The following is a 16,864-nucleotide window of genomic DNA, read 5'->3' on the forward strand; positions in this document are numbered from 1 at the left end:
ACAAAGTTGGGATTTTTACAATGGAAAGATTTATAGAATTATCTTTTTAAATTATCAGATTTCAATTTGCGGATTTTGTCAGAATAATTTAACATTTGAGTAATAGTGAATTTATTTTGAGTATCTTTACGAAAAACAGTTTAACCCTTTCTACATGAACGATTTGTTAATTTTCTACACAGATGATGACGAAGACGATTTAAGTATTTTTGCTGATGCTGTCGATTCATTATCTAAAGATATTGTATTGCAAACCTATTCGGGTGGAGAAAAGCTGCTAAACGCAATAGCACACTCGCCTCCAAAACCAGATGTTATCTTTTTAGACCTCAATATGCCCGGAAAAAATGGTTTTGACGTTTTAACTGAACTTAAAGGTTCAAATGAAAATAGTGATATTCCAATTATCATTTTTTCGACTTCAAATGAACCTAGCATTATTGAAAAAAGTCTCGCATTAGGAGCAAATTTTTTTATTACAAAGCCGGTTTTGATGAAAGATATTATAAAATCTATTGAACATTCCTTAACCATAAATTGGAAGGAATTTGTCCCAGATCATAAAACTTTTGTCTACAAATTATAATCTCAGCAGATTACAGAAAAAAAAGAAATACCAGATTTATTTATTAAAATGAATCTGGTATTTTTTTATAATTCAGGTAGGAAAATTTTAAATGTAGCTCCATGATCTTTTTCACTGCTCGCTTTAATAATTCCTTTATGGTTTTCGACAATTTTTTTCACGATTGCCAGTCCAATTCCAGTTCCTAAAAATTCACTTTCGGTATTTAGGCGCTGGAAAACTTCAAAAATGCGCTCTTTGTAAGCATCATCAAATCCAATTCCATTATCAGAGATTATTAGGCATAAATAACTTTTATCGGGATAATCAACTTTAAAATTTAATTTTTTTCCGATTACTCTTTTTGCTTTCACCTGAATGTGAGGCGGAACATCTTTACGAGAAAATTTCAGAGCATTTCCAATTAAATTATGCAAAAGTTGTCTGAATTGAAAAGGCATTACAGTTCCTTCACCAAGAGGTTGGAGTTCGATAACAGCATTTTTTTCTTCAATACGATCCGAAAAATCCATTAAAACTTCTTCTGCAATTTCATCTAAATTGGTTTTTACAAAAGTTCTGTCGGCCGAATTGGTTCTGGAATATGTCAGCAAATCTTGTATAAGCGCCTGCATTCTTTTTGCCGAAAATTCAATACGCTCTAAATACGTTTTGGCTCTTGGTGAAATATTCTGTTCATCCAAATCAGTTAAACGGCTGGCAAAAGTTTGGATTTTTCTGAGTGGTTCCTGCAAATCGTGACTTGAAATATAAGCAAAAGACTGAAGTTCAATATTCATATTGATCAAATCTTTGTTTTTGCTTTCCAATTCTTCGGTACGTTGTAAAACTTGCTTTTCCAGCAAAGTGGTCGAATCCTTCTGATCTTGAATATCTGTACTTGTACCTACCCACATCTGAATTTTTCCCTCAGCATCTTTTTGGGCAATCGCGTGACTAGAATACCATCTGTATTTTCCATCATGCCGAAGAAAGCGATGTTCAAATAAAAAGTCATTACCGGTTTTTATGGCTTCTGTCCAGCGATTAATGTTTTCCTCACGATCATCGGGATGAACAATTTGAAGCCATCCATTCTGATTAATATTGATTTTTGAAAGGCCAGAGAAATTATAAACCGACTGATTAAAGTAATTCATATTTCCCATCGCATCACTGGTCCAAACAAGTTGCTGAATAGAGTCGGCGAGGAGTCTGAACCTTTGCTCACTTTTCATTAAAATTTCCTGATTGTTTTTCTCGTCAGTAATATCCATTACGATTCCGAGCATTTTAGCAGGATTTTTTAAATCATCAAAAAACATTTTTCCATGAACTCTAATCCACGCAATAGAATTGTCGGGCTTTAAAATTCGGGCTTCGTATCTGTAAATAGTAGTTTTTAATGCTTTCGCGTATGCTTTTTCGATTACAGGAATATCCTCAGGAATAATTTGGCTTAAAATCTGTGCACGAGTTACTTTCTTGTTTTTTTCAAGACCAAAAAGCATCAACATATTATCAGAATAAATTAATTCCTGCGTTGCTACATTTAAATCCCAAGTTACGACTTCGGCAATTTGCGAAGCCAAACGAACACGCTCTTCAGCTTCTTCTACTTTTTTTCGGGCTTCAACTTTGTCAGTGACATTGTTGACAGTCACCATTACACCTGATATTTCGCCGTTAGTTTCATACAACGGTGTGTATTGATAATCCAGATAAAATTTTTCCAGTTTGCCATTAACATCAATCATGGCAACAGATTCATTTTCGCGTATTATTTTTCCTTTATCTAAAACCTCATTTAATAGTTGAGGATATTTTTGATCTAATAATTCGGGAAAAACTTCTAAAGCAGGTTTCCCAATCGTTTCGCTTTCTTTTTTCTGCCAAATATCATTTAGCATTGTTGTATTGGCCAATTCAATAATGTAATCTTTTCCCTTTACCATTGTCATAGCAATTGGCGACTGCATTACTAGATTTCTAAAAGCTTTTTCTTGTTCAGCCAAAAGATATTTTGAACGCACTGATTGCGTTACTTCATAACCCACAACGATAACGCCAGTTACTTTGTTGTTTTCTTCTCTTAAAGGATGAAAAACGATATTAAAATAACATTCTTCTTGTCGGCCATATCGATTAATGGTGACTGGCAATTCATCAGTAAAAAACGGAATTCCTTCTTCATAAACTTTCGAAATCAGTGGATGAACAGCATCTTTAGTTTCAGGCACCGATTCAAAAACGGGTTTGTTAAGCGTTTCTTCTTCGGTCTTATCTACAATTTGATAATACGTGTCATTTGCCAATTCGACAATATGTTCAGGGCCTTTAAGAATGGCAATTCCAAGCGGTACTTGCTGTACAATATTTTTAAAACGTTTCTCACTTTCTTCGATTGCTTGGCGTGCTGTAACCTGAAGCGTTACGTCATTTGCAATCGCAACAATTCCCGAAATTGTTCCGTCTGTCTCATACAAAGCTTCATAAACAACATTAATAAACGTATTTACGATTTTGCCGTTTCTCATTAATTTTACCGGAAGCTCATTTGCTGTAAAGCGTTCGCCTGTCAAATATACGTTCATCAGAAGATCTTCTAGACCTTGTCCCGTAGCTTCTGGCAATGATTCGAAAATGGGTTTATTAAGAACTTCATGCTCTTTACGTTCCCAAATTTCAAGCATTAGTTGATTTGCGATTTCAACAGTAAAATCCTTTCCTCTGAAAATGCACATGGCATTTGGTGCCTGCAGAATATTATTGCGATAACGGTCATTACTTTCTTCGAGTCTTTTACGAATGTTTACTTTGTCTGTAGTTTCGGTACAGACAACGAGAACGCCAGAGATTTTTCCGTCATCATTCGTTACAGGACTATAACTGAAAGTCCAATAAACATCTTCTAATGTTCCATTTCTGTAAATAGGAACTAATTGATCTTCATGCCATGTAGGTTCTCCATTGGTCAAAACCTGATCGATTAACGGACCAATAAAATCCCAAATTTCCGGCCAGTATTCGGCGCCTTTTTGTCCTAAAATATCTGGATGTTTTCCTTCGTTTCCTAGACTTGGACGATACGCATCATTATAAAAGCAAATATGTTCTTCTCCCCAAAACAAAAACATGGGAAATCTGGAATGCAAAAGAATACCTAAAGTAGTACGAAGGCTTTGAGGCCAAGTTTCAACCGCCCCAACCGAAGTTTTGCTCCAATCTTTGGCACGGGTCAGGGCGCCCATTTCGCCTCCATTTAAAAGAAAATTATAATTTGTATTGTTCATTAAAATTCGCTTTTGCTGGTCGTTGAAAAATAAATTTTACGTAATAAATATAGCACTTTTTGTATTGTTTGTGATTGAAAATTTAAAATTAATAAAAATATTCAGGATTAGAATTGGTCTTTTTTGAATGAGATAATTTTTAAATCTATTGAGTTAATTTTATCTGCCAACTATGATGAAATTTGATAAAACAAGATTAACTAAAATGTTATTCAAATTTTTAAGTCATGAAAAAAGAACAAAAACACGAAACCGATTATATACAGAAATATCAGGATGAAGGCTACACATCAAATTTTTTATTTGATACTTCTGGCCTGATAGATACTGATACAAAATACGCCTATCAGCCAGATGAAATTTACATTGTAGCACATCACAGATACGAAGGTATGAGTAATCCAGATGATATGTCGATATTATATGTAATTGAAACAAAAGACCACATAAAAGGTACGCATTTGCTAGGCTATGGCCCAACAGCAGATTTAGAGGAAGCCGAATTTTTTAAAGATATTCCGAAAAAGAATTATTCTAAAAATGCAGACATAAGTGAACTTACTTAAGATAAAATAAATAGGTATTTTTATTTTGCTGAGGAGCAGTTGTTCCAGATTTATCTGGGGCAGCTGTTTTTTTTTTGAGGTTCTGAGATGCTAAGGTACTGAGGTTCTAAGTTTTTTTATTTAAAATCAAAGTAAAAAAAACTTAGTCTCTTAGAACCTCAGAACCTTAGTCTCTTAACAAAATAAAAATTATGAAATATCTGACTGAAATTGTGTAAGGGTTTGATTTACAATTAATACGAAATTTGGGTTATACAAAATGAGAAACTTATTAAACTCATTTTTATAAAAACTAATTAAGTATTGACTACTTTGTAAAACCAAACCAAAATGAAAAAACTATACATAAACAATGGGGAATTTGATACTGTTTTTAATGACCTTAAAGATAGTTTTAATGGCACATTAAGTGCTCAAAACAATGAATATAACTTAGATATTCAATCGAAATGGACTAAAGGTTCTATAAAAGGAACTCGTTTTGATGATAAAATTTTGTTTATGCATTTTGATTTGGTTTTTCATCAAGATGTCAGTTTAAGTATTGAAGCATTTCAATCGGCTCCTGTATTTTTTGTGTACTGCGAAAACGGAAAAGTATGTCACAGTTTTGGTGCAGGTGGAGAAAAGAAAATCTTAGGAAAAAATCAGTCGGCGGTTTTAAACAATTCCTCTGTAATTAATAGCGTTTTATATTTTGAAAGCCATAAACGCATTCAGTTTACTTTGTTAGGAATGCCAACAATGGAGAACCGAAATGCACCATTAGTTTCTCAAGTAAAACAGCATTTTACAAACGATTCTGGAAACTATATCTACATTGGAAAAGAGAATTCCAGAATTTCAAAAAAGATTCAGCAATTCAAAACAATGCCTGAAAAAGGTGTAGTGGGAACGATTCTTAAAAAAAGCATTCTAAATCATATTGTTGAGATGGAAGTAGAGCAACATGCTTATAATTATTTGAACACATTTGATCCAATTGTTGATGTAGTTGCTCATCAAATTACTGAAATTAAACGAATTTTAACCATGAGTTTTTCTGAAGCCGTTGCTTCTTTCAAACTTTTCAGAGCCAAACATCATTGGTCATTTAAACTTTATAACCAAAAATTAGCTAGCTGATAAAGCAACATATATTTTATCTTAAGGTACTAAGATGCTAAGATTCTGAGGTTCTAAGTTTTTTAACTTGGAATCTCAGAGTTTTTTTTTAGTTTAAAACCTTAGTCCCTTAGACTCTCAGAACCTTAGCACCTTAGGTCACTCTTTTTCGTAGTAAATTATAAAATAGACCATCACTAGATTTAGACAGAGCGAAACACTATTTGTGATGATAATTGGCAAATCTTCTTTTAAAACTCCATAGATGATCCAAACTACGATTCCGAAAGTCAGAATTCCGAAAGTCTTAAGTGAAATATCCTTTACTTTCTTGGTTTTCCAAACCTTTATAATCTGCGGAATTGTAGATATCGTGATGCACGCACCTGCAAATAATCCTATTATGTCGATGTAGTTCATTTTTTTTAAGGTTCTAAGGTTCTGAGATGCTGAGGTTTTTTCTTAACCGTAAAGCACGCTAAGGTTCACGCAAAGGTTCGCTAAGCTATTTGCACACTCGTTTTATAGATTTGAAACATATTTTTCTTGCGTTCTTCGCGTAAACCTTAGCGTGCTTTGGGGTTAATTGCTAGCCTCCAACTAATTCCCCGCCATTAATATGAATAAATTGCCCAGTAATATAACTGCTATCTTCGCAGGCCAAAAACACATATGCCGGCGCAACTTCTGATGGCTGTCCGGCTCTTTTCATTGGATTATCTTTTCCAAAATCTGAAATTTTATCAAAACTAGCCACAATCAACGGAGTCCAAATTGGTCCTGGCGCAACTCCGTTTACCCTAATTTTTCTAGGTGCAAGCATGGCAGAAAGTGATTTGGTAAAACTCACGATTGCGCCTTTTGTGCTGGCATAATCTACTAAATGTTCACTGCCTCGGTAAGCCGTTACTGAGCTTGTATTGATAATGGTATCATTTTCATTTAGAAATGGCAAAACCGCTTTTGTGATATAGAAATACGGATAAATATTAGTTTCAAAAGTTTTCTGTAACTGTGATGCAGTAATTTTTTCTAATTTGCTTTGCGGAAACTGAACTGCAGCATTATTGACCAAAACATTGATTTTTTTAAACAAACTGATGCATTTTTTAACGGCACTTTTGCAGAATTTCTCATCCTTTAAATCACCGCTTATCAAAAGGCATTGTTGTCCTTCTTTCTCAATTAATTCTTTTGTAAGCTGTGCATCTTTATCTTCTTTCAAATAAACAATTGCAATATTGGCACCTTCTCTGGCAAAATGAACTGCAACGCTGCGCCCAATACCGCTGTCACCGCCCGTTATAAAAGCGACTTTTCCAAAAAGTTTACGACTTCCAATATAATTTTCACGAATTATTTCGGGTTCGGGATGCATTAAATATTCATTTCCGGGAAGTTCCTGTTTTTGTTCAGGAAATATTTTAGGCTTTTTCATGATAGTTTGAGTTATAGTAATTCATTTCTAATTTACTTCGTTTTCTTTCAATCGATTAACTGAAATAATCTAAAAATTGCCCCAAAAAGAGATTTTACATAATTTTAGTTCCAACATGGGAATTATATAAATAATTGCATTTTTGATGAAAAGTAGTTTTAACTTTTCTTTATACATTTGAAAGTTGAGCTTAGGTTGTTCAAAATAGGATCAGATGTTTTGAATTGCTGCTTAGGCTTTAAATTTCAAACCAAAACAAATTCATAACGCTTTTTATCCCCACACAGCATGGTATTGATTGTAGACGATATAAAGGCAAATATTATTGCCTTAAAAAAAACATTAGAGCTGCATAATATCGATGTCGATACCGCCGAATCTGGTGAGGAGGCCCTGAGGAAAATTTTAAAAACAAATTACTGCCTCATTATTATGGATGTTCAAATGCCGGGACTTGACGGCTTTGAAGTGGTTAAAATTCTTTCAGGAAATAAACGCACAAAAGATATTCCGGTTATATTTCTTTCGGCTTTAAATATCGAAAAAAAATACATTTTCAAAGGTTATGAAACTGGCGCAGTGGAATATATCACTAAACCGGTAGATACTGATTTGCTGATGCTGAAGGTTAAAACCTTTATCAAAATCTACGAACAACAAAACGAATTGAAAGGCATTAAAGATCTTCTTTCAAAAGAAATAAAAATCAGAAAAGAAGCGCAGGACAATCTCGAAATTAAAATTGCCGAACGAACAAAAGAACTGGTTTTAAAAAATGAAGAATTAGAGATGAAAAACCACGAACTACAGCAGTTTGCATGGGTTGTCTCGCATGATTTGAATGAACCGATTCGGAAAATTCAAATCTTCATTAAAATCATCAAAGATTTATATTTAAAAGCAGATGACAAAGCGGTTGATTATGTCGATAGAACTATAAAATCGGCAGAGAGAATGCAGACTTTAATTACTGATCTTTTGGCGTATTCCAGATTATCAGCACAAGTAAAACCTGAAACTACAGATCTTAATGTGGTTTTGCAGGAAGTGCTTTCAGACTTTGATTATTTGATTGATCGAAAAAATGCAACAATCAAAACTACAGAACTTCCAACAATAGATAGTATTCCGAGTCAGCTTCGTCAGGTTTTCCAAAATCTTATTGGAAACGCGATTAAATTTTCTGGCGCAAATGAACCTCCGTTAATCGAAATTACTTCTGAATTGATTGCCATAAAATCTTTTGACAGCCCCACTTCGCCTGATGGAAAGTTCTGCAGAATTACGGTAAAGGACAACGGAATTGGGTTTGATGAAATTTATCTGGATCGAATATTTATCATTTTCCAAAGTTTAAATGACCGTCAGACATATGAGGGAACCGGAATTGGTTTAGCAATCGCTAAAAAAATCATAGAAAAACACAACGGATTAATCACTGCTAAAAGCGAAGTAGGCAAAGGCGCGAGCTTTATTATTGTACTTCCTTTAAAATACGAATAAAAAGTAATTATAAAATATGAAGAATAATTTTAAAAGAAACCTGCTGATCAGTTCTTTAGTTTCCTTATTAGTACTTACAATCAGCTCTGTGGCTTCGTTTATCAGCATTAAAAGTTTGCTGCATAGTAATTTTTGGGTCAATCACACTCAGGAAGTTATTTATAATTTAAATGAAGGCTCAGCAATTATTACAGAAGCGCAAACCAGTATGCGCGGTTATTTGATTACAGGCGATGAGCAGTTTGTAGACAGATACAATGACGCTGAAGCGAAATCAAATAGTTATTTTGATAAATTGGATGACCTTACAAGTGATAATCCTTCTCAGCAAAAACAATTGAAACAACTTCGTGTAAAGCGCGCTAGTTTTTTCAAATATCTAAACAATCAGATAGTTAAAAAACGTCTAGGAAAAGATACTGTGGTTTTTGATTTAAATGTAGGCAGACAGATGATGAATGATCTACGTGCGGTGATTAAGAAAGTAGAAGCTACAGAGCAAGAACTTTTAGCCGAACGTAATGCTAATTCAGAACGATACGGGAATTATAGTTTGATATTAATTATTGTTGCTTTTTTTATTGCCTTTATTATTTCTATTGTCTTCTTGATCAGAATCTTGAAAGATTTTAACGAACGCTCTGCTTTACAATCTGAGTTAGAGAAAAAAGATATAGAAACTGCACAAAGAATTGAAGCAATTAGCACCATTGCAACTAATATCTCAAACGGAAATTATGACATTCGTGTTGATGATACAAAAGCGGATGCGCTTGGAAGTGTTGGAGAATCGCTGAACACAATGGGCGTAAATCTTAAAAGCTCATTTGATTTGTTATCTCAAAAAGAATGGCTTCAAACTGGTATTGCCGATTTAAATAATACAATGTTAGGTGAAAAAACATTGCAAAAATTAGCTAAAGATGTAATCGAATTTTTATGTAATTATACCAACAGCAGTGCAGGCGTATTATATGTGATTGATGGAGAGGAACTCTTGGCTGCTGGTGGTTATAGTTATATTCCGAGCAAAAATCGTGAACGCATAAAAAAGGGAGAAGGGATTATAGGTCAGGCAATTACTTCTAGAAAAATGCTGGAATTAAAAACATTGTCGCCAGATGATATTCAAATCAATTATGCTTTAGGGCAAATTAAACCAACTCATGTTGTGGCATTTCCTTTGGTCGATAATAAAATTGAAGGTGCCGTTGAGCTGGCCAGTATTTATGGATTTTCTGAACTGCATTTGGAATTTTTGAACACTGTTGCGAGCAATATCGGGATCGCACTTCGATCAACTCAAAATAGAAAACGAGTAATGGAATTGCTCGAAGAAACAAAATCACAGTCGGAGGAATTGCAGGTACAACATAGTGAGCTGGAAGCGATTAATGCCGAATTAGAAGCGCAGACCGAAAAACTTCAGGCATCAGAAGAAGAACTTAGAGTACAGCAGGAAGAATTGGAACAAACCAATGAAGAATTGTCTGAAAGAAGTGTTTTATTGGAAGAAAAAAACAATGAAATTCAGAAAAAATCGGAAGCGTTGGAACTTACAACACGCTATAAATCGGAGTTTTTGGCAAACATGTCACATGAGCTAAGAACGCCTTTGAACTCAATTCTTCTTTTAAGCCGATTGTTATCTGAAAATAATAATCAAAGCATGAACAATGAAGAAATCGAATTTGCAAAAGTAATTCAGAGTTCAGGAAACAGTTTGCTTGGTATAATTGATGAAATTTTGGATTTATCTAAAATTGAAGCCGGTAAAATGGAATTGGAGTTTTTAGAAGTTTCGACTAAAGAAATCACTGATACACTTTGGAACTTGTTCAATTTAATTGCCAAAGAAAAAGGAATAGAATTTGAAATTATTTCGAAAGAAGCACCAATTGTCATCAAAACAGACAAAATGCGTTTAGAGCAGATTTTGAAAAACCTGATTTCAAACGCTATTAAATTCACAGAAAAAGGAAAAGTAAGTGTTGAAATCAAAATAAATGATGACGATGAAAAAATAATCTGTTTTATTGTAAAAGATACCGGAATCGGAATTCCGTTAGAAAAACAGCCACTTGTTTTTGAAGCTTTCCAACAAGCCGACGGTTCGACAAAACGTAAATATGGCGGCACTGGTTTAGGATTGTCAATCAGCAGGGAATTGGCAAAATTATTAAAAGGAGAAATTATTCTGCATAGTAAAGTGAATGAAGGAAGTTCGTTTACGTTATGTCTACCAGTTTTTGGAGCGGCTTACAATAAAATAAATGTCGAAAAAATTCCACCAACAGATTTTACAGATCTAGAGCCAGAGGAAGAACCAGTTCCAACAAAAAAATACATTAGTGATATTATTCCTGATGAAATTGATGACGATCGAAATTCAGTTAAACCTGGCGATAAGGTAATTTTGATTGTTGAGGATGATATTAATTTTGCAAAATCACTTTTGAGTTTTACACATCAAAAAGGATACAAAGGAGTAGTGGCAGTTCGTGGTGATTATGCATTGAATTTTACATTGCTCTATAAACCTGTTGGTATTTTATTGGATATTGAACTTCCAATTAAAAGCGGATGGGAAGTTTTAGAAGAATTAAAAAATAATTTTGAAACCAAACATATTCCTGTGCATATTATGTCATCTCATAAATTGAAACAGGAAAGTCTGCTAAAAGGAGCTGTTGATTTCTTAGATAAACCGGTAGCTTTCGAGAAAATTCCGGATGTATTTTTGCGAATAGAACATATTATCAACAAAGAAGCGCAAAAGGTTTTAATTATTGAAGATAACCCAAAACATGCTAAGGCTTTAGCTTATTTTTTAGAAACGTATAATATTAATTCGGAAATTAAGAGTGAAGTTTCTGAAGGACTTCAAGCTTTGAATAAAACTGAAGTGGATTGCGTAATTCTGGATATGGGAATTCCGGATAAACAAGCGTACCAAATTCTAGATGGCGTGAAGAAAAATCCAGGATTAGAGAATTTGCCAGTAATTGTTTTCACCGGGAAAAGTTTGTCGCTTAAAGAAGAAGTGAAAATTAAAAAGTATGCTGATTCCATTATTGTAAAAACAGCGCATTCGTATCAAAGAATGCTCGATGAGGTTTCACTTTTCTTGCATTTGGTAGAAGATAAAAAAGAAGGAAAAGATAAAAAAGAAGGACATAAAAAGCTAAATTTACTGAATAACATTCTGTTTGATAAAAAAGTATTGATTGTTGATGATGATGTTCGAAATATTTATTCATTGACAAAAGCTTTAGAAGTCTTCAAAATGAATATTATCACAGCTTTTGACGGAAATGAAGCCATCAAAATTCTGGGCGAAAATCCAGATACTGATATTGTTTTATTAGATATGATGATGCCAAATATGGACGGTTATGAAACAGCCGAAAAAATAAGAGCAAATCCTAAATTCTTGAATTTGCCATTGATTGCCGTTACAGCAAAAGCCATGACAGGAGACAGAGAAAAATGCATAAAAGCCGGAGCATCAGATTATATAACAAAACCGGTTGATGTTGATCAGCTGTTGTCGTTATTGCGAGTTTGGCTGTATGATAAAGTTTAAGAGTAAAATGCCAGGAATTACACGAATTAACACAAATTCAAATTGGTAATTAATTAGTGAAAATTAGTGTAATTCGTGGCAAAAAAATATAAGAGTTTATGAGTAAAAAACGACTTTTAATTGTAGATGACGATTCCAGAAATATCTTCGCATTGACGCATACTTTGCGCGTCAAGTCATACGATTGTCTGTCATGTACGAGTGCTGAAGAAGCCATAAAGTTATTGAAATCTGATGAAAAGATTGACGCCGTTTTATTGGATATGATGATGCCCGAAATGGATGGTTATGATGCAATTCCGTTAATAAAAGAGATTCCGTCTAGAGCCTCTATTTTTGTTATTGCGGTAACAGCGCAAGCTATGACGGGCGATAAAGAAAAATGTTTAGAAGCTGGTGCAGATGATTATATTTCAAAACCAGTAGATGTTGATAAATTATTGCTGATTTTAAGCAAAATTTGAGTTAAAATTTGAAAGGAATATGATTGAGGATATTGAGTTAGAAACGCTAATCAATGAGGTTTTTGAGTACTATGGTTTTGATTTTGGAAGTTATTCAAAAGCGTCGCTAAAAAGGCGTGTAAACAGGATTTTTCATTTAGATGGTTTTACGCATTTTCATGAATTTCTTTCAAAAGTCCGTTCAGATCCAGAATATTATAAAAGAATGGTCGACGAAATCACGGTTAATGTAACCGAAATGTTTCGTGATCCTGCCTTTTATAGTGTTTTGAGAAATGAAATTTTACCACTTTTAGGAACAAAACCTTTTATTAGATTATGGCACGCCGGATGCTCAACTGGCGAGGAAGTTTATTCTATGGCAATAATGCTAAAAGAGGCAGGTTTGCTTCATAAATCATTATTATATGCGACCGATATTAATGCGACCGTTTTAGAAACAGCTAAAAAAGGAATTTTTCCGCTTCGAATGATGAAAGAGTATTCACAAAATTATCGTGATGCAGGAGGCCAAGAAGATTTTTCAAGTTATTACACAGCAAATTACGGGATAGCAAAGTTTAACGGTGATTTGGCTGAAAAAATGGTTTTCTCACAGCACAATCTCGTTTCAGATACTTCCTTCAATGAATTTGATATGATTTTGTGCCGAAATGTTTTGATTTACTTTGATGCCGATCTACAAAAGCGCGTAATTAAGTTATTTGATGAAAGTTTAGCTGTTCTTGGTTTTTTGGCTTTGGGCACAAAGGAAACTATAAAATATTCTATTGGTCCAAATAAATACAAACAATTGGATAAAGATAAAATATGGAGGAAATTAAAATAATATCAGATTGTAAAGTAGTCATTATTGGAGGATCTGCAGGAAGTCTGAATGCTTTGATGATGATTTTGCCAGAGCTTATCAAACTCAATGATTTTGCAATTGTCATTGTGCTTCACAGAAAAAGTACAGACGATCAAACTTTAGAAGATTTAATTACATTAAAAGCAAATATAAAAGTAAAGCCAGTTGAAGATAAAACACCGCTTTTGCCTGGATTTATCTATATAGCGCCCTCTAATTATCATTTATTATTTGAAAAAGAAGGAATTTTTGCTTTAGATACTTCCGAAAAAATAAATTACAGCCGTCCGAGTATTGATGTTTCTTTTGAATCGGCGTCAGAGATTTATGGATCTTCTTTGATCGGAATTTTATTGTCAGGTTCAAATGCTGACGGAACAGAAGGTCTAAAAGCTATAAAAGCTGCGGGAGGAAAAATTGCAGTTCAAAATCCGCTTTCTGCAGAAATGCCTTTTATGCCTAATAATGCTATTTTGTATGCTGATCCTGATTTTGTTTTAAGTACGCAGGAAATACTTCATTTTATAGCATCAATAAATACCAAATAGACCAGAATCTGAGTTCGATTATTTTGTTTTTCTATCCCGCTAGGGATTTAATATTGGTAGAAAAAAAAATATCCCAGTTTTATTTTGTCCCGTAGGGACTATATTATGCATAAATCCAAATAAAAATGGCATTAAACATATAGTCCCTACGGGACAAATGGCTATCGGCAAAATTAATTTCTACCAATATTAAATCCCTAGCGGGATAAAAAAAAGTTTTTATAAATTTAATCAAATTTGATAGCCAGCTTGTAGGTATTATTTCCGTATTTACAGACACCTACAAGGTTTTGGAAACCTTGCAGGAATTTATATCTTAATTTTTCGGTGCTGGTTTTTCATCTTCAGGAAGAATAATTTTATTCAGTTCCGCTTCTTTTTCTGCTTTTCGTTTAGCTGCTTTTCCTTTTCCAATAGGGATTCCAGCCGTAATGTACCACGATCTGTTATACTGATTATTTGGTCCGTCACCTTTCATTACAGTTACAAGTCCATAGTAGTATTGAACAGTAAAATTAAGGCCGTTTCCAACATTTAAGTGATAACCAAGACCTGCAGCAAGTCCGGCGTCAATAACATGAATTTGATCGCGAATATTTCTTTTGTAGATAACATCATCTTTCTCGTATTCAGTTTTGAATTCATCAAATGCTTTGGCTAGCAAACCAAACTGTGGTCCGGCTTTTACATAAATATTGTTTTTGAACTGATATTTAATTAAAATGGGAACATTAAAATAACGTATTTCACGATTTACGCTTCCGCCGGCAAAGGTATTGTCTAAATTTGCATCTCCCGTTGGATAGACCGGAATTCCCTGCGCGCCCATAGGAGATTTTACGATTACGCCCGTATTAATCATCCAGGCCGGATTTTTTTTTGATCTAAGATCGAAATAAAATCCAAGATTAAAACCCGGATTAGTTCCCGAAGAATCCATATTTGAAATAGTAGAAAAATTTACCCCGCCTTCCAAACCAAATTCTAAAAACTCAGAGTTAAGTTTATCTCCAAAAATTAAGGAAATTAAAACTTGCGAATAGGCAGAACTGACACAAAAGAAGGTAAAAACGATTAATATAATCTTTTTCATAAAATGGATGTATTACAGTCCAAAACGATATTGTAAACTGCCCAATACTTGAGTACGGCTTCCTAAAAAGCCACATTCTGCTCGAAACATAAAATGTCTGTTGAATTGATACTGCGATCCCACAATAAAGTTCCACATATCTTTTGGTCTTTTTTGAAGCGAATATTGAACAGATGAATCTGAGACTGTGCTCAATGCTCCGTCAAGAGTTGCCAAGAATGTTCCTGCTCTATCTAAAGCTCTGTCAGCAGTATTGTGTTTGGCTATATTTACTGGATTTTTTTGTTCCGCTGGACTTAAACTATCCCACCAGTTATCTACTTTTGTTTGGTTTTCCGCTACTTTTGCAAGACCACTGTCCACTTTAGCTTGAGCGTTGCTTAAATCGATGAAATCTGACAATGGTAAATCTCCATTAGTATCTCCAGAAATATGCACTCTAAAAGCTCCAACCCAGACAGCTATATTTTTGTCTGGTTTATTGAATTTAAATGTTTTACCTAATCTTGGTCCAAAAATATAAGAAAATGCAGGTTTATCAAGGGAACTAATGTCCGTCCAAGCCATGTTCATATCCAAAGCAAACCAGCCTCCGCCAATACCAATTGTAGGTGTCATACCGATACCAAAAGTAGTGGCATCAAAATTTGCTTGAGTGCTGAAATTTGCAATTTCAGACCAATTGTTACTAGCATCCGGAACCCAGATACCAGCATTAATTTTAGTTGAAGTATTGGCTTTTCCAAAAATTCCATAAATATTTAAAAACGGAAGCAGCCAAACATCAGGTCTAATGGTCAAAGCACCAGCTTCTACAGTTGATTTGTCAAATCGTACAATTTCATCTAAGTTATACTGAGGACCATGATTAAAACCAATATTTAAATCATTGATAACAATTTCAGATTCCTGCCAAAAATAATTAACAGAAACTCCCGCAGAATAAGGAAGTTTGTATCCTTTTTGAGCTACTTTTTCTCCCCAGATAGGAAGAGCGTACGGATATTTTTCGACTTTAAGGCTGTCTTTTAATTCTTCATTTTTTTTCCCTACAATCTTGTCGGTGTAAACCTGCCCGAAAATTTGTATGCTAAATAATAATAAAAAGGCTGATATTAATGTATTACATTTCATTGATTTGAGTGTTTTAATATTAATTAATAAACTGCGAAAAATAAATATGTACTAATAATTATGAGGGGTAATCTTTTTATTGAATTTGATTAGCGTAGGTTTTTAAAATTTAGTTTAAGGCTTAATAATGTGTTAATTAATGTTAAAGTTAACGAAATTTTCTTACCTCCGGCAAAATTTTTTTAGAAAGTATAATTTCTGTTAAAAATAGCACACAGATAACACGGATTAGACGGATTGTTCATAGTTATTAATATAAAAATCCGTTTAATCCGTTTAATCCGTGTTCCATTTATTCATCCTTACATTTATCTATATCAATTATTTATATTTATAAAAAATAAATAGTAATTTTACGAACATGAAATGGATTGCAGCCTTATTATCAATTTATTTGATGGCACTTTCAAATATGCCTTGTGCAGATATGGAAGTGGATAGTGTTATGCATAAAACTGCTCAATTTTCTTCTGAAGCAAATCATTCTCATGACAAAGACAATGATTTATGTTCTCCATTTTGTGCCTGCAACTGCTGTGGAGCTCAGGTTTTGAGTTATCAGGCTCCTTTAAGTTTTGAGTTCTCTAAAACTTTCAACCAAATTTCGATTCAGTTACCCAATTATAATTCTGTTTTTGCTTCTAATTTCTACGGAAGCATTTGGCAACCCCCTCAAATAGCATAATGATGCTCGGTTGAAACCGAGTTAGAGACATGTGG

At 33.8% G+C, this 16,864-nt stretch carries 14 protein-coding genes; 9 read left to right on the top strand and 5 right to left on the bottom strand.

Annotation, left to right across the window (positions count from 1 at the left end):
- The first annotated feature begins 154 nt into the window (after positions 1 to 154).
- Positions 155 to 586 (top strand): response regulator, encoded by a 432-nt coding sequence (locus tag RB619_RS03510; RefSeq protein WP_308094254.1) that lies wholly within the window; start codon positions 155 to 157, stop codon positions 584 to 586.
- 65 nt (positions 587 to 651) lie between these two features.
- On the opposite strand, the gene RB619_RS03515 is transcribed toward RB619_RS03510, so the two are convergent.
- Positions 652 to 3,858: a PAS domain-containing protein gene (locus RB619_RS03515; RefSeq protein WP_308094257.1), complete on the bottom strand. Its 3,207-nt coding sequence runs from the start codon at positions 3,856 to 3,858 to the stop codon at positions 652 to 654.
- Positions 3,859 to 4,085: 227 nt separating this feature from the next.
- On the opposite strand from RB619_RS03515, the gene RB619_RS03520 reads away from it, so the two are divergent.
- Both RB619_RS03520 and RB619_RS03525 read left to right on the top strand, forming a co-directional pair.
- Positions 4,086 to 4,424 (top strand): hypothetical protein, encoded by a 339-nt coding sequence (locus tag RB619_RS03520; protein ID WP_308094264.1) that lies wholly within the window; start codon positions 4,086 to 4,088, stop codon positions 4,422 to 4,424.
- Positions 4,425 to 4,754: 330 nt separating this feature from the next.
- Positions 4,755 to 5,549, top strand: a complete 795-nt coding sequence (locus RB619_RS03525) for a hypothetical protein (RefSeq protein WP_308094266.1) — start codon at positions 4,755 to 4,757, stop codon at positions 5,547 to 5,549.
- Between the two features lie 138 nt (positions 5,550 to 5,687).
- Here RB619_RS03525 and RB619_RS03530 read toward each other — a convergent pair whose 3' ends face one another.
- Together RB619_RS03530 and RB619_RS03535 are read right to left on the bottom strand one after the other, a co-directional pair.
- Positions 5,688 to 5,948, bottom strand: coding sequence for a SemiSWEET transporter (locus RB619_RS03530; protein ID WP_308094268.1), 261 nt, complete (start codon positions 5,946 to 5,948; stop codon positions 5,688 to 5,690).
- Between the two features lie 169 nt (positions 5,949 to 6,117).
- Positions 6,118 to 6,966, bottom strand: coding sequence for an SDR family oxidoreductase (locus RB619_RS03535; protein ID WP_308094270.1), 849 nt, complete (start codon positions 6,964 to 6,966; stop codon positions 6,118 to 6,120).
- 288 nt (positions 6,967 to 7,254) lie between these two features.
- On the opposite strand from RB619_RS03535, the gene RB619_RS03540 reads away from it, so the two are divergent.
- The 5 genes from RB619_RS03540 (at position 7,255) to RB619_RS03560 (ending at position 13,917) form a co-directional block, all read left to right on the top strand.
- The gene (locus RB619_RS03540; protein ID WP_308094271.1) at positions 7,255 to 8,469 is read left to right on the top strand and encodes a response regulator; all 1,215 of its coding nucleotides are present in this window, start codon (positions 7,255 to 7,257) and stop codon (positions 8,467 to 8,469) included.
- A gap of 16 nt (positions 8,470 to 8,485) precedes the next feature.
- Complete coding sequence (locus RB619_RS03545; protein ID WP_308094272.1) at positions 8,486 to 12,055, top strand: response regulator; 3,570 nt, start codon at positions 8,486 to 8,488, stop codon at positions 12,053 to 12,055.
- Positions 12,056 to 12,153: 98 nt separating this feature from the next.
- The gene (locus RB619_RS03550; RefSeq protein ID WP_308094275.1) at positions 12,154 to 12,519 is read left to right on the top strand and encodes a response regulator; all 366 of its coding nucleotides are present in this window, start codon (positions 12,154 to 12,156) and stop codon (positions 12,517 to 12,519) included.
- A 19-nt stretch (positions 12,520 to 12,538) separates the two neighbouring features.
- Complete coding sequence (locus RB619_RS03555; protein ID WP_308094277.1) at positions 12,539 to 13,348, top strand: protein-glutamate O-methyltransferase CheR; 810 nt, start codon at positions 12,539 to 12,541, stop codon at positions 13,346 to 13,348.
- The gene (locus tag RB619_RS03560) at positions 13,330 to 13,917 is read left to right on the top strand and encodes a chemotaxis protein CheB (protein ID WP_308094282.1); all 588 of its coding nucleotides are present in this window, start codon (positions 13,330 to 13,332) and stop codon (positions 13,915 to 13,917) included. Before RB619_RS03555 ends, RB619_RS03560 begins: the two co-directional genes overlap by 19 nt.
- A 316-nt stretch (positions 13,918 to 14,233) precedes the next feature.
- Here the strand turns inward: RB619_RS03560 and RB619_RS03565 are convergent, their stop codons facing one another.
- Positions 14,234 to 15,010: a porin family protein gene (locus RB619_RS03565; protein ID WP_308094284.1), complete on the bottom strand. Its 777-nt coding sequence runs from the start codon at positions 15,008 to 15,010 to the stop codon at positions 14,234 to 14,236.
- A gap of 12 nt (positions 15,011 to 15,022) precedes the next feature.
- Positions 15,023 to 16,144, bottom strand: a complete 1,122-nt coding sequence (locus tag RB619_RS03570) for a hypothetical protein (protein ID WP_308094286.1) — start codon at positions 16,142 to 16,144, stop codon at positions 15,023 to 15,025.
- Between the two features lie 361 nt (positions 16,145 to 16,505).
- Here RB619_RS03570 and RB619_RS03575 point away from each other — a divergent pair, with 361 nt between their 5' ends.
- On the top strand, positions 16,506 to 16,829 hold the full coding sequence (locus RB619_RS03575) for a DUF6660 family protein (RefSeq protein WP_308094289.1): 324 nt from the start codon (positions 16,506 to 16,508) through the stop codon (positions 16,827 to 16,829).
- Positions 16,830 to 16,864: the final 35 nt, after the last annotated feature.

Origin of the sequence: Flavobacterium sp. LHD-80, from assembly GCF_030929605.1 — a bacterium.
Lineage (GTDB): Bacteria > Bacteroidota > Bacteroidia > Flavobacteriales > Flavobacteriaceae > Flavobacterium.

Excerpts from the sequence above, each read along its gene's own strand:
- RB619_RS03520 (WP_308094264.1), top strand. The coding sequence starts at position 4,086 with ATGAAAAAAGAACAAAAACACGAAACCGATTATATACAGAAATATCAG.
- RB619_RS03535 (WP_308094270.1), bottom strand. The coding sequence starts at position 6,966 with ATGAAAAAGCCTAAAATATTTCCTGAACAAAAACAGGAACTTCCCGGA.
- RB619_RS03510 (WP_308094254.1), top strand. The coding sequence starts at position 155 with ATGAACGATTTGTTAATTTTCTACACAGATGATGACGAAGACGATTTA.
- RB619_RS03515 (WP_308094257.1), bottom strand. The coding sequence starts at position 3,858 with ATGAACAATACAAATTATAATTTTCTTTTAAATGGAGGCGAAATGGGC.
- RB619_RS03560 (WP_308094282.1), top strand. The coding sequence starts at position 13,330 with ATGGAGGAAATTAAAATAATATCAGATTGTAAAGTAGTCATTATTGGA.
- RB619_RS03525 (WP_308094266.1), top strand. The coding sequence starts at position 4,755 with ATGAAAAAACTATACATAAACAATGGGGAATTTGATACTGTTTTTAAT.
- RB619_RS03530 (WP_308094268.1), bottom strand. The coding sequence starts at position 5,948 with ATGAACTACATCGACATAATAGGATTATTTGCAGGTGCGTGCATCACG.
- RB619_RS03555 (WP_308094277.1), top strand. The coding sequence starts at position 12,539 with ATGATTGAGGATATTGAGTTAGAAACGCTAATCAATGAGGTTTTTGAG.
- RB619_RS03545 (WP_308094272.1), top strand. The coding sequence starts at position 8,486 with ATGAAGAATAATTTTAAAAGAAACCTGCTGATCAGTTCTTTAGTTTCC.
- RB619_RS03540 (WP_308094271.1), top strand. The coding sequence starts at position 7,255 with ATGGTATTGATTGTAGACGATATAAAGGCAAATATTATTGCCTTAAAA.
- RB619_RS03565 (WP_308094284.1), bottom strand. The coding sequence starts at position 15,010 with ATGAAAAAGATTATATTAATCGTTTTTACCTTCTTTTGTGTCAGTTCT.
- RB619_RS03550 (WP_308094275.1), top strand. The coding sequence starts at position 12,154 with ATGAGTAAAAAACGACTTTTAATTGTAGATGACGATTCCAGAAATATC.
- RB619_RS03570 (WP_308094286.1), bottom strand. The coding sequence starts at position 16,144 with ATGAAATGTAATACATTAATATCAGCCTTTTTATTATTATTTAGCATA.
- RB619_RS03575 (WP_308094289.1), top strand. The coding sequence starts at position 16,506 with ATGAAATGGATTGCAGCCTTATTATCAATTTATTTGATGGCACTTTCA.